This window comes from Gordonia sp. NPDC003422 (assembly GCF_053588675.1).
The window spans coordinates 102,168-122,563 of sequence record NZ_JBSFQL010000016.1 but is presented as its reverse complement, the minus strand read 5'-3'; the positions used below and the strand labels follow the sequence as shown (position 1 = coordinate 122,563).

The following is a 20,396-nucleotide window of genomic DNA, read 5'->3' as shown; positions in this document are numbered from 1 at the left end:
CATCCATTCTGAACCACGGTTTTACGCGGGCGCGGCCGGATGCACCTTGCGCCAGTGTTCGGCGATGTCGATACGCCGGGTGATCCATACCCCTTCATGCGATTGCACGTGATCGAGGAAGCGTTCGAGCGCAGCCAGCCGGGCCGGACGTCCGACGAGCCGGCAGTGCAGACCGACCGAGAGCATCTTCGGTGCCCCGTCGGCGCCCTCGCGGTAGAGCACGTCGAACGCGTCGCGCAGATGGGCGAAGAACTGCTCGCCCGACGGAAACCCACCTGGCGAAGAGAACCGCATGTCGTTGGTGTCGAGCGTGTACGGGACCACGAGGTGATCGACGACGTCGGTGACCCCGTCGGCCTGCCGCGGCACCTTCACCCAGTAGGGCAGATCGTCGGCGTAGCTGTCGGAGTCGTAGACGAATCCACCCTGCTCGACGACGAGCCGGCGCGTGTTCGGCGAGTCCCGGCCGGTGTACCAGCCGAGCGGGCGTTCCCCGGTGATCTCGGTGAGAAGCGAGATCGCCGCCTGCATGTGCTCGGCCTCCACCCTCGCGTCGACCATCTGGTAGCTGAGCCAGCGGTAGCCATGACAGGCGATCTCGTCACCCCGCGCGACAAAGGCCGCGGCCACCTCCGGGTTGCGGGCCATCGCCTGCGCGACCGCGAAGATCGTCAGCGGCAGATCGCGTCGCGAGAACAGACGCAGGATGCGCCACACGCCCGCCCGGGAACCGTACTCGTACAGCGACTCCATGCTCATGTGCCGGTTCGGGAACGACTGCGCGCCGACCATCTCCGACAGGAACGTCTCGCTGCCCCGGTCGTTCTCGAGGACGTTGTTCTCCGAACCCTCCTCGTAGTTGAGGACGAATTGCACCGCGATTCGCGCGTCGCCGGGCCACTGCGGGTCAGGAGTGTGCTCGCCGTAGCCGACCATGTCGCGCGGATACCGTTCGGCTCGATAGTCGGCGAGGGATCGCGGGGACTGGAACATGGCCGAATTCTGTCATCGATCTCGACACGGCGCCTCGCCTGCGGCTCGGAGCCGGCTCGATCCGGCGGATCTCGACACGGCGCCTCGCCTGCGGGTAGGAGTTGGCTACCGCTATGCTGATCTCGCGAACTACTACCGATCGTCAGAGACCTGACGCGCAGCGAGGAGTCACCGTGGCAAGCACTGAGGTGGAGCACACCGACACCGTCGACACCGGCTGGGTTCGGGAACCCGCCGACGCTCCGTCCGCACGCTTCGGCTGGCACGGCCAGGCCACCAAGGCCTTCTACATCGCCGGCGTCATCTGCGCGCTGGCGCTCGTCGCCATGATCATCGGCAATCACCACGGCCACATCGAGGACATCTACCTCGTCGGCTTCGCGCTGCTGTTGCTGTTCTTCGTGATTCGCGGCCTGGTCATGAACCGCGGCAAGTGGTCCTAGGACCTCACTCCACTCAGCGCTCTTCGGCTGCGAGCTGACCGCACGCAGCCGCGATCTCCTGCCCACGGGTGTCGCGCACGGTGCAGGACACACCCTGCTCTTGCACGCGTCGCACGAACTCTCGCTCGACCGGTTTGGGACTGGCGTCCCATTCCGATCCGGGGGTCGGATTCAGCGGGATCAGATTCACATGCACCAATGACCCCAGGGCACGACGCAGCTTCTCCCCCAACATGTCTGCCCGCCACGGCTGGTCGTTGACGTCCCGGATCAGTGCGTATTCGATGGATACGCGGCGGCCGGTGGTGTCGGCGTAGTAGCGCGCAGCGTCGAGCACTTCCTGAACGGACCATCGGTTGTTGACCGGCACAAGCGTGTCGCGCAGCTCGTCGTCGGGTGTGTGCAGCGACACTGCGAGCGTCACCGAGAGGCCTTCGTCGGCAAGCCGCCGGATCGAGGGCGCGAGTCCGACGGTCGACACCGTGACCGAACGGGCCGAGATGCCGAGGCCTTCGGGTGACGGAGCGGTGATCTGCCGCACCGCGCTCACCACCCGCTTGTAGTTCGCCAGCGGCTCGCCCATACCCATGAACACGACGTTGGACAGGCGGCCCGGCTCGCCGAACTCGCCGTCGCGCAGCGATCTCGCAGCACATCGCACCTGGTCGACGATCTCCGCGGTCGAGAGATTGCGATCGAGGCCGCCCTGTCCGGTCGCACAGAACGGACACGCCATTCCACAGCCCGCCTGGCTCGAGATGCACAGCGTGTTGCGATCCGGGTAGCGCATCAACACGCTCTCCAGCAATGTGCCGTCGTGCAGTCGCCACAACGTCTTTCGGGTGCTGCCGTCGTCGCAGGAAATGTGGCGGACCGGGGTCAGCAGCGGCGGGAACAGCGCTTGACCGACCGAGGGACGCGCCGCGGCGGGCAGATCGGTCATCTCCGCGACGTCACCGTTGAGACGCCCGTAGTACTGGCGGGCCAGCTGGTTCGCGCGGAACTTGGGCAGACCCAACTCGGCGACGGCTGCCACCCGGGCCTGGGCGTCCAGGTCGGCGAAATGTGTCGGCGGCCGCCCTCTCTTGGGCGCGTCGAACACGAGTGGCAATGACGTCATGACGCCATTGTCGCATGTCATGATGAACCCATGACGACACGAGACCCCTCGCCCGGCCCCGACCCGCAGGCACCTGACGGGTCCGGCGTCCCTCCCCTGCCTGCGCCCGACGCCGAACACCAAGCGCTCCTCGACCAACGCGACCAGATCCGCAGCACCGTCACCGATGTCGAGCACACGCGGGCCAGGGCATCGTGGGTGGGTGTGATCGTCGGCACGATCGTCCTCGTCTTCCTTCTCATCTTCATCCTGCAGAACCTGGAGAGCCAGCAGATCAGCCTGATCTTCTGGGACGTCAACTTCCCGGTCGGCATCAGCCTGCTCATCGCGGCGATCGCGGGTGCGTTGATCGTCGCCCTGGTCGGTGGACTCCGGATGTTCCAGATGAGCCGGGCACTCAAGAAGGCCAAACGGATCGGGCCCGACGCCTGAAGTACCGTCGCCTCCGGGTGGGCGCAACTTCCCGCCCGCCTAGCGCCGGCTAGGTGCGAGCCCGCGCCCCTGGTGAGCTGACTGTGTCGTCTCACCAGCAGTAATCTTCGGATCAGTGACCCACCCGCCGCCTGCGGCGGCGATCGTGGAGGCAGGAAGAGCGTCGTCGGCGCGATCCGCCACAAAAGTAGGGGAAGAAACTTCTTCCCCTACCCTTGGAGTCCTCCCCCAGAGTTTCCTAGGGGACGACTACGAACCTCGGGGAAGAAACTCTTCCCCTAGATTTTGCGGGCACGACGATATCGTGTTTGCCCAGCTCAGCGGGGCCGGTCACCTAACCCCTCGGGTCAGAGCAGCGCGGTGAGCACAGCCCACACCACGAAAGCCGACGGCAGCAGCGAGTCGAGTCGGTCCATGATGCCGCCGTGGCCGGGCAGTAAAGTGCCCATGTCCTTGATGCCGAGGTCGCGTTTGACCTGGGATTCCACCAGGTCACCGAGGGTCGCACAGACCACCAGGACCGGCCCCAGGACAGCCCCGACCCACCAGTGGCTGTCCAGGAGGAACAGCACCGAGCACACGGCGCCGATCGTGCCCACCAGCAACGAGCCGACCAGGCCCTCCCAGGACTTCTTGGGACTGATCGCCGGTGCCATCGGGTGTTTGCCGAAGAGAACACCGGCCGCGTATCCGCCGACATCCGAGCAGACGACGACGATCATGAGGGTCGCGACCCGGGCGGCGCCATTGTCCTGCACCACGAGGTTGGCACCGAACGATGCCAGCAGCGGCAACCACGCCAGCACCAGGACCGATGCAGCAAGATCCTGCAGGTAGTTGTGCGGCGCATGCGAAAGGCCCTGCGAGAGCAGCTTCCACACCATGATGACCAGCAGCGTCGCTGCGAAGGCAGCGATCGCGCCGGTCTGTCCCCACGGCCACGACGACCAGATGATCGCCTGCCCACCGAGCAGCAACGGCCAGAACGCGACGTCGTAGCCGCCGGCGCGCAGGCGTTTGGTGACTTCCCAAGTGGCCACGAGGAAGGCCACTGCGACCAGGGGATACCAGATCAGCGGCGCGAACAGCAGGATCAGAATGATCGAGACACCGAGCGACATCCCGACGGCGATGGCCGCGGGCAGATCGCGGCCCGCCCGCGACTTGGGCTTCTCGGCCTGGGGCTTCTCAGACGTCGGTGGCGTTCCGGGGTCACCGCGTCGTTGCGGGGCCGCGCTCACACCTCGAGCAATTCGTTCTCTTTGTGCTTCACCAGTTCGTCGACCTGGTGCACATAGCCGGCCGTCGTCTTGTCGAGGTCCTTTTCGGCGCGGGTGACCTCGTCTTCGCCGGCCTCGCCGTCCTTCTGGATCCGCTTCAGTTCGTCCACCGCTTTCCGGCGCACGTTCCGGATGGCGACCTTGGCGTCTTCGCCCTTGGCCTTGGCCTGCTTGACCAGCTCGCGGCGACGATCCTCGGTCAGCTGGGGAATCGAGACGCGGATCAGGGTGCCGTCGTTGGTCGGATTGACCCCGAGATCGGAATTGCGGATCGAGGTCTCGATGTCGCGGAGGGTCGACGCCTCGTACGGCTTGATCACCACGAGTCGTGCTTCCGGTGTGTTGATCGACGCGACCTGCGTGATCGGCGTCATCGTGCCGTAATACTCGATGTTGACCTTGTTGAACATCGCCGGATTCGCGCGCCCGGTCCGGATGGAGCCCATGTCGTCCTTGGCGACCGACACCGCCTTCTCCATCTTCTCCTCGGCGTCCAGCAACGCGTCGTCGATCATGCTCGTCCCCGTTTCATTTCGTCTCAGGCCTGACTCGGATGTGGTGGTACTGGCCGCTCATGTGCTCACCAGGGTTCCGATCTGCTCGCCCGCGACGGCGCGAGCAATGTTTCCCTCTTGGAGCAAATTGAACACCAGGATCGGCATCTTGTTGTCCATACACAGACTGAACGCCGTCGCATCGGCGACCTTGAGTTCCTTGTCGAGAACTTCGCGGTGAGTGATCTCGCGGTACAGCGTCGCGTCGGGATCGGTCCGCGGATCGGAGCTGTACACGCCGTCGACCGCCTTGGCCATCAGCACGACCTCGGCCTTGATCTCCAGAGCGCGTTGCGCAGCGGTCGTGTCGGTGGAGAAGTAGGGCATGCCCATACCGGCTCCGAAAATCACGACGCGACCCTTCTCCAGATGCCGTTGGGCGCGCAGCGGCAGATATGGCTCGGCGACCTGCCCCATCGTGATCGCGGTCTGCACGCGCGTCGTGACCCCGCGCTTCTCGAGAAAGTCTTGCAGGGCAAGGCAGTTCATCACGGTGCCGAGCATGCCCATGTAGTCCGAACGCGACCGGTCGAGACCGCGCTGCTGCAATTCCGCACCGCGGAAGAAATTACCCCCACCGATGACCACGGCGACCTGCACGCCGCTTGCGACGACGTCGGCGATCTGGTCGGCGACCGTCGCCACGACATCGGGGTCGAGACCCACTTCGCCGCCGCCGAACATCTCGCCACCGAGCTTGAGCAGGACCCGGTGGAAACCCGCACGATCGGACTGCTGAACCTGGGGGCCTTCGCTCATCGATTTCCTCACTCGTCGGCGGTCATTTATCTGCAGATCATCTTAGGCGCCACCGCGTTGCGCTCGTGACACCCCGGCCGAGGTGAGCGTCCGCGATACGCAACGGCCCCGTGGCCACCGGGAACGGTGAACCACGGGGCCGTGACGGTGTCTACGTGATCAGGCCTGGCCGACCTCGAAGCGGACGAAACCGTTGACGGTCACACCGGCATCGTCGAGAAGCGCCTTGACGGTCTTCTTGGAATCCTGGACCGACGGCTGATCGAGCAGCACGACGTCCTTGTAGAACCCGTTGACCCGGCCCTCCACGATCTTCGGGAGTGCCTTCTCCGGCTTGCCTTCTTCCTTGGCGGTCTGCTCGGCGATGCGTCGCTCGTTCTCGACGACGTCGGCCGGCACCTCCTCGCGGGTGGCGTAACGCGCCTTCAGCGCGGCCACCTGCATGGCAGCACCGCGAGCGGCGTCCGCAGCAGCTTCGCCGTCACCGTCGTAGGAGACGAGCACGCCGACGGCCGGCGGCAGGTCCGACGCACGCTTGTGCAGGTAGACGGCGACAGGTCCGTCGTAGTAGGCGACGCGGCGCAGTTCGAGCTTCTCGCCGATCTTGGCCGAGAGCGCAGCCACCGCCTCGTCGACGGTTCCGCTGCCCAGCGCAGCCTTCTTCAGCTCGTCGACGTCGCTGGTCTTGGCGGCCGCGGCCGCCTCGACGATCTGGTCGGCGAGCGTCTGGAACTCGGCGTTCTTGGCGACGAAGTCGGTCTCCGAGTTGATCTCGATGAGCGCTCCGTCCTTGGCGGCGACGAGGCCCTCGGCAGTCGACCGCTCGGCGCGCTTGCCGACGTCCTTGGCACCCTTGATGCGCAGTTCCTCGACGGCCTTGTCGAAATCACCGTCGTTGTTCGCGAGTGCGTTCTTGCAGTCCAGCATTCCAGAGCCGGTGAGTTCGCGGAGACGCTTCACATCGGCTGCGGTGTAGTTCGCCATCGTTGGCGAGCCTCCTTCTTCACGAGTGTTGTCGAGATCTGCAGACATGAAGATCTCGGGGCCGGACGACCAGTGAGTCGTCCGGCCACGATCGACCTACTGTGCGGCGCTCGACTCGGTTGCGGCGTCGCCGGCCGGAGCTGCGGCCTGCGTCAGCAGTTCCTGCTCCCACTCGGCGAGCGGCTCGCCGCCACCGGCCTCCGGCTTGGAGTCGTCGGCGGACTGGCCGGCCCGTGCCTGCACGCCCTCGGCGACCGCCGACGCGACCACGCGGGTCAGCAGGGCAGCACTGCGGATCGCGTCGTCGTTGCCCGGGATCGGGTAGTCGACGAGATCGGGGTCGCAGTTGGTGTCGAGGATGGCGATGACGGGGATGTTGAGCTTGCGTGCCTCACCGACAGCAATGTGCTCCTTGTTGGTGTCCACCACCCAAACGGCGGATGGCACCTTGGCCATGTCCCGGATACCACCAAGGGTGCGCTCGAGCTTGTTCTTCTCACGCGTGAGCATGAGGATTTCCTTCTTGGTACGTCCCTCGAAGCCGCCGGTCTGCTCCATGGTCTCGAGTTCCTTCAGACGCTGCAGGCGCTTGTGGACGGTCGAGAAGTTGGTGAGCATGCCACCGAGCCAGCGCTGGTTCACATACGGCATACCGACGCGGGTGGCCTCGGCGGCGATGGACTCCTGCGCCTGCTTCTTGGTACCGACGAAGAGGATGGTGCCGCCGTGGGCGACGGTCTCCTTGACGAACTCGTACGCCTTGTCGATGTAGGTCAGCGTCTGCTGCAAGTCGATGATGTAGATGCCGTTGCGGTCGGTGAAGATGAACCGCTTCATCTTCGGATTCCAACGGCGGGTCTGATGCCCGAAGTGCGCGCCGCTGTCCAGCAGCTGCTTCATGGTCACAACAGCCATGAGTCGATTCCTTTGTGTGCAGTTGACATCGATCACCGGCGGTGATCGATCCTGGCGCCTGAGGCCGGTGAAACCCGCTCCGGAAATCCGGCCGGGACTGCTCACACGGCGTGCTCGCATCTCGCGATTCAGGCGCGCGAAGTCACCCCACGAAGTCGTTGACTACGACGCCGGTGAGGTGCGGCAACGAGTTTACGCCGGTCGAGGCCGCAAAACCAAAACGCCTCCACACGGATCCGAACCGGCCGCCGCGGCGTCGAACCTGTGTGAGCACACCACACCGCATCACCCTGTCGGCCTGGCTCGTGACGGCCGTCGTGGAGGTGGTGATCGCCGTCGTCCTGCTGTGGCTCGTGCCGGCCGCGGTCGCGGCGGGCCCCAGGCAGTATTCGGTTCCGTTGACGCCACGCCCGACGGTCGTACGCGGGTTCGACGCCCCCGAACACCGCTGGCAGGCCGGGCACCGAGGTGTCGATCTCGCCGCGACCACGGGGGCGCCGGTGCTCGCCGCAGGGGCCGGGTTGGTCCGTTTCGCCGGCGAGGTGGCCGGCCGTCCGGTGGTGTCGATCCAGCACCCCGACGGGGTGATCACCACCTACGAGCCTGTCACGCCGACCGTCTCACCGGGCGATCATGTCGGACGCGGCGACCCGATCGGGACCGTCCTCTCCGGCCATCCGGAATGCCCGGTCGCCGTGTGCCTGCACTGGGGCGCACGACTCGGAGCCGGTCGGACGGCGCGCTACCTCGATCCGCTCGGGTTGATCGGCGCGGTCCGGGTCCGGCTGAAACCGGTGCAGCCCGACTCGTGAGGGCAGTCCATCACGCCCGGGGATGCGCCTGCCTGTGCACCGCGCGCAGTCGTTCGACGCTGACGTGGGTGTAGATCTGCGTGGTGGCCAACGACGAATGGCCGAGCAACTCCTGCACGACCCGCAGGTCGGCGCCACCTTCGAGCAAGTGTGTCGCCGCGCTGTGGCGAAGGCCATGCGGACCCATTGCGGGCCCGCCTGCCGCCTCGACCGCCCGCGTGACCACCGTCCGCGCCATCCGCTGGTCCAGGCGGCCGCCACGGGCACCGAGCAGCAGCGCGCTACCGGAAGCCGGTCCGGCCAGCGACGGCCGGCCCAGCTGGAGCCACCGGCCAAGTGCCTGGTCGGCGGGCTCACCGTAGGGAACAGTGCGTTCCTTGTCGCCCTTGCCGATGACCCTCAGCACTCGTCGGTGGCGGTCGGCATCGTCGACGTCGAGTCCGCACAACTCGCCCACCCGGATACCACTTGCGTAGAGGAGCTCAAGGATCACTTTGTCCCGCAACGCAATCGGATCATCGTCGGGCCGGTCGACAGTTGTCGACGCAATGGCAGAATCCGCTTGGGCCGGCGCCAGGACACCCGGCAGGGTGCGATGCGCCTTGGGGGCACGCAGCCGCTGTGAGGGATCGTCGGCCAGCCAACCCTCTCGCGTGGCCCAGGCACAGAAGGTCTTCACCGACGACACCTGCCGCGCGATGGTCGTACGGGCCGCACCCCGACGGGTGTGCTCGGCGAGCCATGCCCGCAGGAGGTCGAGTCCGATGTCGGAGACCGCGACGCCGCGCGCACCGGCGAAGGCGATCAGGCCGCGCGCGTCACCCACGTACGCGCGCACGGTGTGTTCGCTTCGCCCCTTTTCCAGGCGCAGGTACTCCGCGAAATCATCAAGCACACCGACGAGACAACCCGGGGCTCCGCCGGCCCGCAAGCGCACACACCCGTCGTGACCCGATCGTGGCGGAGCCAGTGCCCTAGCCGCGCTTGGCGTCGGCGAGTTGCTGCGCTCCCCCGTCTTCGGCTTCACGCAACTGCGCCTTCCACTGACGGAACCCTTCTTCGGTCCGCCCTCGGCGCCAGTAGCCCGAGATCGAGGCGTTGGCGGCGCTCACCCCGCGTTCCTTGCGGATGTAGCCGCGCAGATTGTGCATGACGGCCTGCGCCTCACCGTGGATGAAGACCTGCGGCTCGCCGTCGAGCCACTGCGCCTCGCGGACGGCGGCGATCAGTGGAGCGTTGTCGCCGGCAAGTTCGTCACCGACCTCGCCGGCCGGGCCGCCCCGGTGCACCCACACCACCTCGGCTCCGGATGGCGCGGTGATCGGGAGCTCGTCCTCCGGCCCGGCGACCTCGATGAAGACCTTCGCGATGGCATCGCCGGGCAGGGCTTCGAGAGCCGCCGCCACCGCAGGCAACCCGGCCTCGTCGCAGGCGAGCAGATGCCAGGGCGCATCGGCCTTGGGCTGGTAGCCGCTGCCCGGGCCGAGGAATCGGACGGTCTCGCCGGGTTGAACTCGCGCCGCCCACGGGCCGGCAATGCCCTCGTCACCGTGTACGACGAAATCGACGGCGATTTCTCGCTGCGCGGCATCGATCGAGCGGACCGTGTAGGTACGCAGCACCGGTTGCTGCTCCGGTGGCAGCGTCTTGCGGAGCGCCTGAGGATCGAACGGTTCGGGGTATTCGACGCCCTCGGGAGTGAAGACGAGTTTCACGTACATGTCCGTGTCGGGCTTGCCCGACGACCCGATGGCGGGCTCGAAATCGTTGAATCCGTCGCCGCCGAGATATACCCGGACGAAATGCGGGCTGAGCCGCTCGGTCCGTTGGACCGTCATCGTGTTGACGCGCTTGGCCATCACACCTCCTGGTGGTAAGTCGCTGTCCAGCGTACGCGCGAAACACCGGCGACTTAGGCCCCCCTAACCTGTCGGGTTGCTGAGAGTCCTTGGTCAAGCGTCCAATCTGTGTAACGATCACACACAGTCGGGCGATTAAGTAGATTCATTACAAGATCCACACTGGTTAATATCTGTAGGCGGGCCGCCCGCCGGAGGTTTCAATGCCCGACGTCACAGCGCCGCGACGCGGCACACGCCTCGGCGCCCAGCGACTGAGCCCCGATGACTGGCTCTCCGCCGGAATGCGACTCCTGGTGGACGAAGGCATCGATGCGGTCAAGATCTCACGGTTGAGCTCGATGCTCGGTGTCACCAAGGGCAGCTTCTACTGGCATTTCGCCGACATCGCCGCCCTCAAGACCGCGCTCGCGCAGCGTTGCGCCGACTCGTACAGCTCGATTCTGACCCACCTCGACGATCTGTCGGCACGACCTCCGCGCGAGCGGCTGATCGCGATGAGCAAAATGATCGTCGAACCGCGACGCCGGCAGGCGCAGGCAGCGCTTGGACGGTGGGCCGAGGTCGACGAGATCATGGCGGAGTCAGTGAAGCACCTCGAAGAACGGGTCCATGCCGTCGTCACCGACGCGATGCGCGAACTCGGTTTCACCGACGACCAGGTGCATGCCCGCGCGTCGGCCCTGCACTATGCCGGAATCGGATACGTCCACGCACGCCGAGCGCCGGACCACTTCGCCGAGTTCACCGACGAACACGTGAGCATCGTCATCGATCTGCTGACCCGACCTTGATCCGACGAGTCGGGGGACCACCCGCGCAATCACTCACGCCAGACACCATCCACCACCATCGGCGGCCACCAGACCCGCGACGTCGAGAGCGGCCAACGCCGACCGCACGGCCGGCAGGTCGAGACCGGACGAGACGGCGATCTCCGCGAGCGTCACCGCTCCGCGACCGGGAATCGCGTCGTGCACCCGCTTCTGCTCGTCGCTGAGCCCGTCGGTGGGCCGGCCACGTCCTCCCGGCGCGTCGCCGTTCCCCTCGGGACGTACCAGCGCGATCACACCGTCGACGTCGTAGACCAGGGCAGCCTGCTGATCGGCGATCATGCGATGACATCCGACCGAGGTCGCCGACGTCACGGGTCCGGGAACCGCGCCCAACGGCCGCCCCAACTTTCGCGCCCAGGCCGCCGTGTTGGCCGCGCCCGACCGTCGCCCCGCCTCTACGACGACCGTCGCGCCCGAGAGCGCTGCCACCAACCGATTGCGGGTCAGAAAGCGGTGCTTCGCAGCGGTCGTCCCCGGCGGATACTCGCTGATCACCGCACCGACTCGAGCGATCTCTCGCAGCAACTGCGTATGCGCCGCGGGATAGTCGCGGTCGATGCCACACGCCATCACGGCCACGGTCTGCCCGGCCGACCCCAGAGCAGCCCGGTGCGCGACACCGTCGACGCCGAAAGCACCCCCGGATACGATGGCAAAACCGTTGCTACACAGTCCCGATGCCAGAGTCGCGGTCACATGCTCTCCGTACGACGACGCCGCACGCGACCCGACGAGCGCCACGGATGCCAGAGTCAAGTCATCGAGCCGCATCGGCCCCCGAACCCAGAGTGCCAGCGGCACACCACCTCTCGCCGCCGTATCAGCAGTCGCCAAGGACAATAGTGCGTATCCGGGCCACTCGTCGTCATCGGGGGTCACGAGGCGGGCGCCGATCCGCTGTGCATCGTCGAGGTCGGCGCGGGATCGATCGACGTCCGCGCGCGACTCGGTTGCGAGCAAGGCCGCGTCGTGGCCCGACGGCACCGACCGCTTGCGGATGGCGTGCGCCGCATCGAGCACTCCGAGGGCCTCGACGAGGTCGATCACCGGAGCCGACGGTGGCTCGGCGACCCGCGCAAGGTACGCCCAGGCTGCCCGCCCGGCCTCGTCGACGATCACCAGCTCGCTCCCCGGTCGCGGAACATGAGTGCCTGCGCCACATCGTCTTCGGTGGGCGAATCGTCTCCGCGCAGATCGCACAGGGTCCACCCGAGGCGCAATGCGCGATCCGCACCGCGTGCCGTCACCCGTCCGTCCCGCAGGAACAGTTCGATGGGTCGCAGAGCCGCCGGCGACAGACGGAATTGTTGACGCAGAGCCGAACCCGGCACCTCGGCGTTGGTGAGCCAACCATGCCCGCGCCAGCGATCGGCCGCAGCCGCCCGCGCCGCGGCCACCCGATTCCGCATGATGTCGGACGCCTCGCCGATCGTGGTCATCAGGGCGGTGTTGCCCGGCGGATCCATCCGGACCCGGATGTCGATGCGGTCCATCAGTGGACCGGACAGTTTGCCCAGGTACCGGCGGCGGACGAGGGCCGAGCAGACACAATCGACGTCGTGCGCAGGCGCGCACGGGCACGGGTTGGCCGCCATGATCAGCTGAAAGCGCGCCGGATAGCTCGCCACTCCGTCCCGACGCGACACTCGAACCTCCCCTTCTTCGAGCGGTTGCCGCAAGGAATCGAGCACCTTGGGGCCCATCTCGGCACACTCGTCGAGAAACAACACTCCGCGATGCGCGCGGGACACCGCACCGGGCCGCGCCATACCGGTACCGCCGCCGAGTAGGGCGGTGACCGAGGTGCTGTGGTGCGGCGCGATGAACGGTGCCTCCACGATCAACGGGTGCCCCGGGCGCAACGTTCCGGCAATCGAATGGATCGCGGTCACTTCCAGGGACTCCTCTTCACCGAGGGGCGGCAGAATTCCCGGCAGTCGACGTGCGAGCATCGTCTTTCCGATTCCCGGAGGTCCGGTCATCAGAACGTGATGGGCTCCCGCAGCGGCGATTTCGAGTGCATGCCGCGCCTGGACCTGCCCGACCACATCGGCCATGTCCGGAATGTCCGGCGGCGGGGCACATTCGCCACTGCCGACGGTGTCGAGCACATGATCTCCGTCGAGCCACCTCGCCACCTCCGAAAGGCTGTCCGCACCGCCGATGTCCAGGCCACTGACCAACGTCGCCTCTGCCACGTTGGGGCGAGGCACCACCGCATGGGTGAACCCGGCAGCCCGTGCCTTCACGAGAGCCGGCAAGACCCCGCGCACCGGCCGCAGCCGTCCGTCGAGGCCGAGCTCACCCAGGAACACCGTGTGCCGTATCCGCGTCGTCGCCACCTGCTCGGTGGCGGCCAGAATCGCCAGGGCAATCCCCAGGTCGAAGGACGACCCCGACTTCGGAAGGTCCGCGGGCGCCAACGCCACCGTCACCTTCAGATCGGGAAAGGTGAACTTGGAGTTGGTGATCGCGGGCCGGACCCGATCCTTGGCCTCGCGCAGCGCGGCGTCGACGTGACCGTGAATCGTGAAGCCGGGCAAACCCTGACCCGAGTTGGCCTGGATCTCGATGCCGGTGGCCGCAAAGGCGTTGAGCGCCACCGAATAGGTGTGGCCGAATCCCATCTGCCGCATGGCGATCAGGCGAAGACGCCGCGATGATGGCGGACCGCGGCGGCCGCGGTGTCCTCCGGATCGCGCGGATCGAGTTGGATCGATATCACGTCGAATCGGATCTGCTCCCACCCGTGACCGTTCTCGGCCAGCCACATCCGGATGAGTCGCCGCATCCGGGACAGCTTCTGCGGTGTCACCGCGGCCACCGGATCGGTGTAGGTCCGGCTCGCGCGGGTCTTGACCTCGACGACCACCAGCACCCGACCCTGCGCCGCGATCAGGTCGAGTTCGCCATAGCGGTTGCGCCAGTTGCGATCCAGCACCCGCCACCCGCGTGCGGTGACGAACTCGGCGGCCACATCCTCGCCGATCCGACCCACAAGTCGGCGGCGATCATTGCGACCTCTAGGGCGTTGCGGTGCGACGTCTTCTGTCATGCACCAGATCCTGACCGACCGATCGGCATGGATCGGCCAGGGTGACCCCACGGTGCATCGAACTGTGGATTCAGGCCGGACTGTTAACAGCCTCCACGGTCGCCGACGGAACGCGACCCTTCCTCACGGCTCGTCGGGCAATCGCAGTTCGGGCTTCTCGAGTTCCTCGATGTTGACGTCCTTGAAAGTGATCACCCGAACCTGCTTGACGAACCGCGCCGGGCGGTACATGTCCCACACCCAGGCGTCGCTCAGCCGCAGTTCGAAATAGATCTCACCGTCGGTGTTGCGCGGAACCATGTCCACCGCGTTCGCGAGGTAGAAGCGCCGCTCGGTCTCGACCACATAGGTGAACTGGCCGACGATGTCCTTGTACTCGCGGTACAGGGAGAGTTCCATCTCGGTTTCGTACTTCTCGAGATCCTCAGCACTCATCCTGTAAGCCTATCTCCCTGCACTGCACCGCCCGCGATCACTCGGGACGCAACATTACGGTAGGACATCCGGTGCTGCGGCGACGGTCCGGCAACGTCGATGCAGGCCATGTGGTGTGCGGTGCTGTATCCCTTGTGCACCGCGAAGTCGTAACCCGGAAGCTCGGTGTCCATCGCCACCATGATGCGGTCGCGGGTCACCTTGGCGATGATGCTCGCGGCCGCTATGCACGCAGCCGAGCCGTCGCCGCCGATCACCGGAAGCGACGGTGCAGTGAGCCCCGGCACCGCGAATCCGTCGGAGAGAACGTAGCCGGGCGTCACCTCGAGGGCGGCGACGGCACGACGCATGCCTTCGATGTTGGCCACGTGAATACCGATCCGGTCGATCTCTGCGGCGTCGATGATCACTGCGCTCCAACTGTGCGCATAGCGGGTCACCGCGCGGTACAACGTCTCCCGGGTGCGCTCGGTGAGACGTTTGGAATCGTCGAGATCTGCCAGGGAGGCGAGCTGGGTGGGTTTGAGAACGCAGGCGGCCACCACGAGCGGTCCAGCGCATGCGCCCCGACCGGCCTCGTCGACGCCGGCCACCGGTCCGAGTCCGTTGCGGTACAGCGCGAACTCGAAGGTCCGCAGGGCAGCGGCCCGACGAATCGGGAAACGGGGCGGCCAGCGATTCATCGAACCCTCACTGCTGAGGGTTGATCGCGTCGACACCACCGATCCGCGAGAACGGATAAATGATGAACCGGACCTTGCCGCGGATGTCGCCGACCGGCACGGTGCCGTGGTACTGGTCCTCCATGTGGTAGCGCGAGTCCGCCGAGTTGCCCCGGTTGTCGCCCATCACCCACACATTGCCGTCGGGCACCGTCACCGGCCCGAAGTCCTCGCCATAGCAGGGCACCGGCTTGCCATCGGGCCCCTGGATGCCAGGATTCTGCGCTTGGAGCTCTTGATTGATGTACGGCTCGTGCAGTGGTTTGCCGTTGACCTTGACGCCGACACCCTCGGCGTTGTGGCATTCCACGGTTTGACCACCGACGGCGATCACCCGCTTCACGAGATTGTTCTCGTCCGGTGGCGCAAACCCGAACCAGGACAGACCGTCCTGGAACCGCTTGATCACCGGGTTGGTCGAGCGAGGTGATATCCAACTGCCCGACCATGACTCGGAAGGTGCCTTGAAGACGACGACGTCGCCCGGTTCGGGATCGCCGAACCGATAGGTCATCTTGTCGATGACGATGCGATCGTTGGTGCAGCCCTCACAACCGATGAGGGTCTCCTCCATCGACTCCGACGGGATCACGTACTGACGGCCGACGAAGGTCTGGAGCACCCAGGTGAGCAGCAGCACGCACGCGATGATGATCGCGACCTCGCGCAGGAATGATCCCGACTTGCCCGACTTCTTCTCGTCGTCGTCGGTGTCACTCTTCAGGCGCCACGGACGCTTCTCGCCTGCTTCGGCGTCCGGATCGGCGGCGGCGTTCGCCGCAGAGTTGTCCGGATCGATGCGCGTCGGTTCGGCGTCGGCAGTGACATCATCTCGAACCGGGTCGGGGTTGGTCCCGTCGTCGTCTGTGCTGTGCGTGTCGGCCACGTCGTCAGGTTAGACGCGTCAGCGCTTTTCCTTGATCTTGGCTGCCTTGCCGCGCAGATCGCGCAGGTAGTAGAGCTTCGCACGACGCACGTCACCGCGGGTGACGACATCGATCTTCGCGATGTTGGGGCTGTGCACCGGGAAGGTACGCTCCACGCCCACACCGAAGGACACCTTGCGCACGGTGAAGGTCTCGCGCACGCCGCCGCCCTGGCGCCGGATCACGACGCCCTTGAACACCTGCACGCGCTCCTTGCTGCCCTCGATCACCTTGACGTGAACGTCGAGGGTGTCGCCGGGGGCGAAGTCGGGGATGTCGTCGCGCAGCGACTGCTTGTCGAGGAAGTCAAGGGTGTTCATTGGTCGTGGTCCTGTTCTGGCGTGAACGATGAGTAGAGGAACCTGGCGGTCCATGCTGAGATGGGCTCGACCGATTCGTGCTCCGAGTCGTGTGGTGCGCTGGGCAGTGTCCGCGCATGCGGTACCTGCGTCAGGCAACCCGACTATTGTGCCAGAGGAACCCGCCTCCGACGAAATCGCCGAGACGGCAACCAGCTCGACCACATGCACTATGCACTCGACTGGGCCGGCTCGTATCGATTCCCGCAGTTCAGAGGGCTGTCAACGAACTCTTCGGATCATCGACCCACCGGCCGTGTCCGCGACAACCGGTGCCTTCATGTTTCCGCAGTTCAGGAGGCCGAAAGCAGTACTCTTCGAGTCAGCGACCCACCCGCCGCCTGCGGCGGCGATCGTGGAGGCGGGAAGAGCGCGGTCTCGTCGTAGAAACCGCATTCGTGGCCAGAAACCGCCAGTTTGGCCGGAAACCGCTGGTGCGCACCGGGTTTCTCACCAGACACGCGGTTTCTGAAATCGCGACACGCCGACAATTCGCCTCAGCGGCGGACACTTCCCACTCAAGGGGTGCTGGCGACATCTGCGCGCGTGTCTCCCATCTGCGCGCGATGCTGCAGTTGCGAGCACATGGGAGAAACGCGAGCACCTTCATCGTCGCGCCCGCGACCGCTTATCGACCCGTTCCACGGAACGCGCCACACGCTCCCGGCACCCGCAGAAAGTAGGGGAAGAAACTTCGTCCCCTACCCTCAGAGTCCTCCCCTACAAATTTCTCGGGGACGACTCCGAACCCCGGGAAAGAAACTCTTCCCCTAGATTTTGCGAGCACGACTCCGACGTATTTGCCCAGGTCAGCGCGCCCGGTCACCGAACTCTCTTCGAGTCAGTCAGTCAGGGCCGACAATCGCGACGTCCGCGGCACGCAGAGCGGAGACGACACCAGGCGCCATCGGCGTCGCCGACGCGACCGCCCGAGGGGTGGTACCGGTTCGCTGCATGTGATCGACGACGGCGAGTTCCGGCGCGCGCCCGTCCGCGGTCAGCGCCTCGTCGTCGGCGAGCGTCATCCCCCGCCGCTGGTAGGGCTGCGGATCGTTGGTGCCGACCACCACCACTCGGCGGCCCCGATCAGAGACCCCCAGACCGACGGCGGTGCGCAGCCAGCCGCCGACGCCGGCCGCCACCGACGCACCGAGCCGTTCCGCACGGCGCCGCAGCCACACGAGGTCCGTCGTCTCGAGATCCTCCGAGGACACAGCTGTGTTCGACGTGCCGCTCGCCGCACGTCCAGCCGCGACACCGGCTCCCAGCGCGCCCAGCGCCCCCATCGGAGCGAACGGCATCATCCCGCTCGTCGCCGCCGCCGGCACGGTGTCGAGGGCACCCGGCTCGTGCTTGCCGGCCGCGTCGGCACGGTCGGTGTAGTCGTCGCCGGCCGCGGTCAACGCCAGCCGGCCCGAACTTGCCGCCACCACCCGCGCCGAATCGTCACCGAGGATCGCGAGCAACTCGGCGCGCCGAACATCGCGATCGGTGATCGCCGCGATCGCCGACACCGCACGGCGTGTGTCGGCCACCACGTCGGCGAAGCGGTCCAGCCGACCTGCCATCACATCGAGCCGGTCGGCCGTGGCGCCGGTTCCGGTATCCGCCCCGACGATTCGATGCAATCCGAGGTCGACATTCTCGGCGAACACTCCCCTGCCGTGTGCGTACTCGGATCGTGCTCGCTCGATGTCACCTCCGATCTGCCGAATGTGGTCGGCAAGGCCGCGGCAGCGCAGCGCCTGGGTGCGCAACGCCTCCTCGTCGGCACTCGGCCACGAACCGGGTAGCAGATCCTCGGCATAGGTCGGCGCATCCCAGACCTCGCTCGACACGTCAGCCGCACCCTGGTTCACGATCCGCTGCAGCTCTGGTTCGTCGGGCGCAGGCCGCGTCGGAGCCCGTCGTCCGTTGCAGCAATCGCGTCGGCGCCGTCGGCCACCGATGTCAGATGGTCGTGCGCTTGGCCGCAGAGTTCCGCCAGCGACGACGATGCCGCGTCGGTACAGGACACGAAGCCACGACGAAACGCCTGCGCCGCATCCCCGACGCCGAGCGCCGAGTCGACGTCGGTGAGCAACGCCGCGAGGTCGGCAGCCACCGACTCCAATGCGTGGTGAGCGGTGGACAGCCGATCGGTCAGCTCCGCCATCGCCGCGGCATCCATCGAGACGGCATCCGCAGACACCCCATTCATCCCCACAGGTTCAGTCATTATCGCTGTCCCGCAACAGTTCTCGAAGGTCAGCAAGAGTCGGCTGCGGCGCCGCAGCAGCTTCGAGAATGGCGGCCCGCCGCGTCCGAAGGGCTTCGTCGGCCTGGCCGGCGAGGTCGGTCAGAAGTGTCGAGAGCGCGTCGGCACGGTACCGGCGCAGGGCGATCGGCTCGATGGAGATGTCCACCGGCAGGCCACGCGCATTGACGGTCACCGACACCAACCGGTCGGCACTGACTGCGCGAGAGGTCAACTCGGCCAACGACGATCGGGCGCGGTCGAGTTCGGTCCGCTGGCGCTCGAGTTCGGTGAGCATCACCGAGTAGCTATCGGTATCGATGACCACGCCCCCTCGTGCTTCCGACCGGACCCCCACAGAGCAGTACCCGACGATCGTAGCCGCAACCGGCCGGTTCGATCAGGATTCGTTCACATCGTCCGGTCGAGGCTCGGTGAAACCGCCATCCGGCCGAGCGAAGCCGCCATCGAGCAGATCGGGTCGCCGTCGCCGGGTGCGGTCCAACGCCTGCTCACGACGCCACGCGTCGACGCGAGCATGATCGCCACTGAGCAACACCGACGGCACCGCGAGTCCGCGCCACGTCTCGGGACGGGTGTAACTGGGGCCTTCGAGCAGCCCGTCGGAGAATGAATCCTCTTGGTGCGACCTCGGATTGCCGAGCACGCCGGGTAGCAACCGAACGGTGGCCTCGATCATGGCCATGGCGGCCACTTCCCCACCGATGAGGACGAAGTCGCCGAGCGACACCTCTTCGACCCGGACCCGCGTGGCCGCGTCGTCGAACACGCGCTGGTCGATTCCCTCGTATCGACCGCACGCGAACACCACGTGCGACTCGGTGCTCCACCGCGCGGCTGTCGCCTGAGTGAACGGCATGCCTGCCGGCGTGGGCACCACGAGCAGCGCGTCGTCCGGGCACACGCTGTCCAGGCACGGCCCCCAGACGTCGGGCTTCATCACCATCCCCGGACCGCCGCCGTAGGGCGAGTCGTCGACGCTGCGATGGACGTCGTGCGTCCAGTCCCGCAGGTCGTGCACTGCAACGTCGATCCGGCCCGCATCTATTGCCTTGCCCAGCAAGGCAAATCGCAGCGGATCGAGGTATTCGGGGAAAATCGAGACGACGTCGATCTGCATGTCACTCGACCTCGTCCAGGAGCCCGTCCGGCGGATCGATGACGATCGATTCCCGGGTCACGGTGGGCACGATCTGCCGCACGAACGGTACCAACACTTCGCGACCGTCTTCGGTTCGCACAGAGAGCAACTCGCCGCCGGGCAGATGCAACACCGACTCCACCACCCCGACCGCCGCGCCGTCGACGGTCGACACCGCGACGCCCTCGAGTTCGTGGTCGTAGAACTCGTCGGGGTCGTCCGACGGCTCCGCCTCGCTGCTGTCGATGAGGAACAGCACGCCGCGCATCCCGTCCGCCGCAGTACGATCCGACACTTCGGCAAGTGACAGCAACAGCCGCCCGGAATGTTCCCGGGCGGCTGTCACGGTGAAGTCGCGATCTCCGGCGCCCTTGGGGAGCCGTCCGCGCAGGACGGCACCCGGGGCAAACCGGCGATCCGGATCGTCGGTGCGAATGTCGACGACGACCTCTCCGCGCACACCGTGCGACTTGACGACACGGCCGACGACGAGGTCCATCGCTGTTCTGGTCGG

The 20,396-nt window shown here is 66.5% G+C and carries 25 protein-coding genes; 4 read left to right on the top strand and 21 right to left on the bottom strand.

The window, feature by feature from the left end:
• Nucleotides 1–21: 21 nt before the first annotated feature.
• Nucleotides 22–993 carry an allantoinase PuuE gene (gene puuE / locus ACWDTF_RS15155; RefSeq protein ID WP_240856886.1) on the bottom strand — a complete coding sequence of 324 codons (972 nt, stop codon included), beginning with the start codon at nt 991–993 and terminating at the stop codon, nt 22–24.
• Nucleotides 994–1,166: 173 nt separating this feature from the next.
• On the opposite strand from puuE, the gene ACWDTF_RS15150 reads away from it, so the two are divergent.
• Nucleotides 1,167–1,436, top strand: a complete 270-nt coding sequence (locus tag ACWDTF_RS15150) for a DUF2631 domain-containing protein (protein ID WP_240856885.1) — start codon at nt 1,167–1,169, stop codon at nt 1,434–1,436.
• Nucleotides 1,437–1,449: 13 nt separating this feature from the next.
• Here ACWDTF_RS15150 and rlmN read toward each other — a convergent pair whose 3' ends face one another.
• Nucleotides 1,450–2,556, bottom strand: coding sequence for a 23S rRNA (adenine(2503)-C(2))-methyltransferase RlmN (gene rlmN, locus ACWDTF_RS15145; protein ID WP_355278804.1), 1,107 nt, complete (start codon nt 2,554–2,556; stop codon nt 1,450–1,452).
• Nucleotides 2,557–2,586: 30 nt separating this feature from the next.
• On the opposite strand from rlmN, the gene ACWDTF_RS15140 reads away from it, so the two are divergent.
• Nucleotides 2,587–2,988, top strand: a complete 402-nt coding sequence (locus ACWDTF_RS15140; RefSeq protein WP_240856883.1) for a LapA family protein — start codon at nt 2,587–2,589, stop codon at nt 2,986–2,988.
• Nucleotides 2,989–3,335: 347 nt separating this feature from the next.
• On the opposite strand, the gene ACWDTF_RS15135 is transcribed toward ACWDTF_RS15140, so the two are convergent.
• The 5 genes from ACWDTF_RS15135 to rpsB all read right to left on the bottom strand — a co-directional run bounded on the left by ACWDTF_RS15135 (nt 3,336) and on the right by rpsB (nt 7,480).
• Nucleotides 3,336–4,133, bottom strand: a complete 798-nt coding sequence (locus tag ACWDTF_RS15135) for a phosphatidate cytidylyltransferase (protein ID WP_240857025.1) — start codon at nt 4,131–4,133, stop codon at nt 3,336–3,338.
• 92 nt (nt 4,134–4,225) lie between these two features.
• Nucleotides 4,226–4,783: a ribosome recycling factor gene (gene frr, locus ACWDTF_RS15130; RefSeq protein WP_240856882.1), complete on the bottom strand. Its 558-nt coding sequence runs from the start codon at nt 4,781–4,783 to the stop codon at nt 4,226–4,228.
• A gap of 57 nt (nt 4,784–4,840) precedes the next feature.
• Nucleotides 4,841–5,581 carry a UMP kinase gene (gene pyrH, locus ACWDTF_RS15125; protein ID WP_240856881.1) on the bottom strand — a complete coding sequence of 247 codons (741 nt, stop codon included), beginning with the start codon at nt 5,579–5,581 and terminating at the stop codon, nt 4,841–4,843.
• Between the two features lie 159 nt (nt 5,582–5,740).
• Nucleotides 5,741–6,565, bottom strand: a complete 825-nt coding sequence (tsf, locus tag ACWDTF_RS15120) for a translation elongation factor Ts (protein ID WP_240856880.1) — start codon at nt 6,563–6,565, stop codon at nt 5,741–5,743.
• A gap of 96 nt (nt 6,566–6,661) precedes the next feature.
• Nucleotides 6,662–7,480 carry a 30S ribosomal protein S2 gene (gene rpsB / locus ACWDTF_RS15115; RefSeq protein WP_240856879.1) on the bottom strand — a complete coding sequence of 273 codons (819 nt, stop codon included), beginning with the start codon at nt 7,478–7,480 and terminating at the stop codon, nt 6,662–6,664.
• A gap of 329 nt (nt 7,481–7,809) precedes the next feature.
• Between rpsB and ACWDTF_RS15110 the strand changes: the two genes are divergently transcribed.
• Nucleotides 7,810–8,292, top strand: a complete 483-nt coding sequence (locus ACWDTF_RS15110) for a peptidoglycan DD-metalloendopeptidase family protein (RefSeq protein WP_433259484.1) — start codon at nt 7,810–7,812, stop codon at nt 8,290–8,292.
• Between the two features lie 10 nt (nt 8,293–8,302).
• Here the strand turns inward: ACWDTF_RS15110 and ACWDTF_RS15105 are convergent, their stop codons facing one another.
• Complete coding sequence (locus ACWDTF_RS15105) at nt 8,303–9,187, bottom strand: tyrosine recombinase (protein WP_433259100.1); 885 nt, start codon at nt 9,185–9,187, stop codon at nt 8,303–8,305.
• A gap of 79 nt (nt 9,188–9,266) precedes the next feature.
• Complete coding sequence (locus tag ACWDTF_RS15100) at nt 9,267–10,151, bottom strand: siderophore-interacting protein (protein WP_449754599.1); 885 nt, start codon at nt 10,149–10,151, stop codon at nt 9,267–9,269.
• Between the two features lie 203 nt (nt 10,152–10,354).
• Between ACWDTF_RS15100 and ACWDTF_RS15095 the strand changes: the two genes are divergently transcribed.
• On the top strand, nt 10,355–10,945 hold the full coding sequence (locus tag ACWDTF_RS15095) for a TetR/AcrR family transcriptional regulator (protein ID WP_240856876.1): 591 nt from the start codon (nt 10,355–10,357) through the stop codon (nt 10,943–10,945).
• Nucleotides 10,946–10,978: 33 nt separating this feature from the next.
• Here the strand turns inward: ACWDTF_RS15095 and dprA are convergent, their stop codons facing one another.
• The 12 genes from dprA to rimM all read right to left on the bottom strand — a co-directional run bounded on the left by dprA (nt 10,979) and on the right by rimM (nt 20,381).
• Nucleotides 10,979–12,106: a DNA-processing protein DprA gene (gene dprA / locus ACWDTF_RS15090; protein ID WP_355278816.1), complete on the bottom strand. Its 1,128-nt coding sequence runs from the start codon at nt 12,104–12,106 to the stop codon at nt 10,979–10,981.
• Nucleotides 12,103–13,614, bottom strand: a complete 1,512-nt coding sequence (locus tag ACWDTF_RS15085; RefSeq protein WP_374246681.1) for a YifB family Mg chelatase-like AAA ATPase — start codon at nt 13,612–13,614, stop codon at nt 12,103–12,105. The genes dprA and ACWDTF_RS15085 overlap by 4 nt, the downstream gene beginning before the upstream one ends.
• Before the next feature lie 14 nt (nt 13,615–13,628).
• Entirely contained in the window at nt 13,629–14,042 is a 414-nt protein-coding gene (locus ACWDTF_RS15080) for a YraN family protein (protein WP_240856873.1), read from the bottom strand.
• Nucleotides 14,043–14,165: 123 nt separating this feature from the next.
• Entirely contained in the window at nt 14,166–14,477 is a 312-nt protein-coding gene (locus ACWDTF_RS15075) for a DUF2469 domain-containing protein (protein ID WP_240856872.1), read from the bottom strand.
• On the bottom strand, nt 14,474–15,160 hold the full coding sequence (locus ACWDTF_RS15070) for a ribonuclease HII (protein ID WP_240856871.1): 687 nt from the start codon (nt 15,158–15,160) through the stop codon (nt 14,474–14,476). The genes ACWDTF_RS15075 and ACWDTF_RS15070 overlap by 4 nt, the downstream gene beginning before the upstream one ends.
• Before the next feature lie 7 nt (nt 15,161–15,167).
• Nucleotides 15,168–15,998 carry a signal peptidase I gene (lepB, locus tag ACWDTF_RS15065; RefSeq protein WP_240857023.1) on the bottom strand — a complete coding sequence of 277 codons (831 nt, stop codon included), beginning with the start codon at nt 15,996–15,998 and terminating at the stop codon, nt 15,168–15,170.
• Nucleotides 15,999–16,103: 105 nt separating this feature from the next.
• Nucleotides 16,104–16,445 carry a 50S ribosomal protein L19 gene (gene rplS, locus ACWDTF_RS15060; protein WP_240856870.1) on the bottom strand — a complete coding sequence of 114 codons (342 nt, stop codon included), beginning with the start codon at nt 16,443–16,445 and terminating at the stop codon, nt 16,104–16,106.
• A gap of 884 nt (nt 16,446–17,329) precedes the next feature.
• The gene (locus ACWDTF_RS15055) at nt 17,330–18,322 is read right to left on the bottom strand and encodes a hypothetical protein (RefSeq protein WP_240862602.1); all 993 of its coding nucleotides are present in this window, start codon (nt 18,320–18,322) and stop codon (nt 17,330–17,332) included.
• A 17-nt stretch (nt 18,323–18,339) separates the two neighbouring features.
• Nucleotides 18,340–18,702 carry a hypothetical protein gene (locus tag ACWDTF_RS15050; RefSeq protein WP_449754598.1) on the bottom strand — a complete coding sequence of 121 codons (363 nt, stop codon included), beginning with the start codon at nt 18,700–18,702 and terminating at the stop codon, nt 18,340–18,342.
• A complete protein-coding gene (locus ACWDTF_RS15045; RefSeq protein ID WP_240862604.1) occupies nt 18,695–19,018 on the bottom strand; it encodes a YbaB/EbfC family nucleoid-associated protein in 324 nt (107 codons plus the stop codon). The genes ACWDTF_RS15050 and ACWDTF_RS15045 overlap by 8 nt, the downstream gene beginning before the upstream one ends.
• A 102-nt stretch (nt 19,019–19,120) precedes the next feature.
• On the bottom strand, nt 19,121–19,861 hold the full coding sequence (trmD, locus tag ACWDTF_RS15040) for a tRNA (guanosine(37)-N1)-methyltransferase TrmD (RefSeq protein ID WP_240862599.1): 741 nt from the start codon (nt 19,859–19,861) through the stop codon (nt 19,121–19,123).
• A 1-nt stretch (nt 19,862) separates the two neighbouring features.
• Entirely contained in the window at nt 19,863–20,381 is a 519-nt protein-coding gene (gene rimM / locus ACWDTF_RS15035; RefSeq protein ID WP_355279282.1) for a ribosome maturation factor RimM, read from the bottom strand.
• Between the last annotated feature and the right edge of the window lie 15 nt (nt 20,382–20,396).

What these genes read in the sequence shown, in the direction of transcription:
- ACWDTF_RS15140 (WP_240856883.1), top strand. Translation starts at nt 2,587, where the DNA reads ATGACGACACGAGACCCCTCGCCCGGCCCCGACCCGCAGGCACCTGAC.
- ACWDTF_RS15085 (WP_374246681.1), bottom strand. Translation starts at nt 13,614, where the DNA reads ATGGGATTCGGCCACACCTATTCGGTGGCGCTCAACGCCTTTGCGGCC.
- rplS (WP_240856870.1), bottom strand. Translation starts at nt 16,445, where the DNA reads ATGAACACCCTTGACTTCCTCGACAAGCAGTCGCTGCGCGACGACATC.
- ACWDTF_RS15045 (WP_240862604.1), bottom strand. Translation starts at nt 19,018, where the DNA reads ATGCTCACCGAACTCGAGCGCCAGCGGACCGAACTCGACCGCGCCCGA.
- rpsB (WP_240856879.1), bottom strand. Translation starts at nt 7,480, where the DNA reads ATGGCTGTTGTGACCATGAAGCAGCTGCTGGACAGCGGCGCGCACTTC.
- tsf (WP_240856880.1), bottom strand. Translation starts at nt 6,565, where the DNA reads ATGGCGAACTACACCGCAGCCGATGTGAAGCGTCTCCGCGAACTCACC.
- rlmN (WP_355278804.1), bottom strand. Translation starts at nt 2,556, where the DNA reads ATGACGTCATTGCCACTCGTGTTCGACGCGCCCAAGAGAGGGCGGCCG.
- ACWDTF_RS15050 (WP_449754598.1), bottom strand. Translation starts at nt 18,702, where the DNA reads ATGACTGAACCTGTGGGGATGAATGGGGTGTCTGCGGATGCCGTCTCG.
- ACWDTF_RS15080 (WP_240856873.1), bottom strand. Translation starts at nt 14,042, where the DNA reads ATGACAGAAGACGTCGCACCGCAACGCCCTAGAGGTCGCAATGATCGC.
- frr (WP_240856882.1), bottom strand. Translation starts at nt 4,783, where the DNA reads ATGATCGACGACGCGTTGCTGGACGCCGAGGAGAAGATGGAGAAGGCG.
- ACWDTF_RS15095 (WP_240856876.1), top strand. Translation starts at nt 10,355, where the DNA reads ATGCCCGACGTCACAGCGCCGCGACGCGGCACACGCCTCGGCGCCCAG.
- pyrH (WP_240856881.1), bottom strand. Translation starts at nt 5,581, where the DNA reads ATGAGCGAAGGCCCCCAGGTTCAGCAGTCCGATCGTGCGGGTTTCCAC.
- ACWDTF_RS15070 (WP_240856871.1), bottom strand. Translation starts at nt 15,160, where the DNA reads ATGAATCGCTGGCCGCCCCGTTTCCCGATTCGTCGGGCCGCTGCCCTG.
- puuE (WP_240856886.1), bottom strand. Translation starts at nt 993, where the DNA reads ATGTTCCAGTCCCCGCGATCCCTCGCCGACTATCGAGCCGAACGGTAT.
- ACWDTF_RS15075 (WP_240856872.1), bottom strand. Translation starts at nt 14,477, where the DNA reads ATGAGTGCTGAGGATCTCGAGAAGTACGAAACCGAGATGGAACTCTCC.
- trmD (WP_240862599.1), bottom strand. Translation starts at nt 19,861, where the DNA reads ATGCAGATCGACGTCGTCTCGATTTTCCCCGAATACCTCGATCCGCTG.
- rimM (WP_355279282.1), bottom strand. Translation starts at nt 20,381, where the DNA reads ATGGACCTCGTCGTCGGCCGTGTCGTCAAGTCGCACGGTGTGCGCGGA.
- ACWDTF_RS15100 (WP_449754599.1), bottom strand. Translation starts at nt 10,151, where the DNA reads ATGGCCAAGCGCGTCAACACGATGACGGTCCAACGGACCGAGCGGCTC.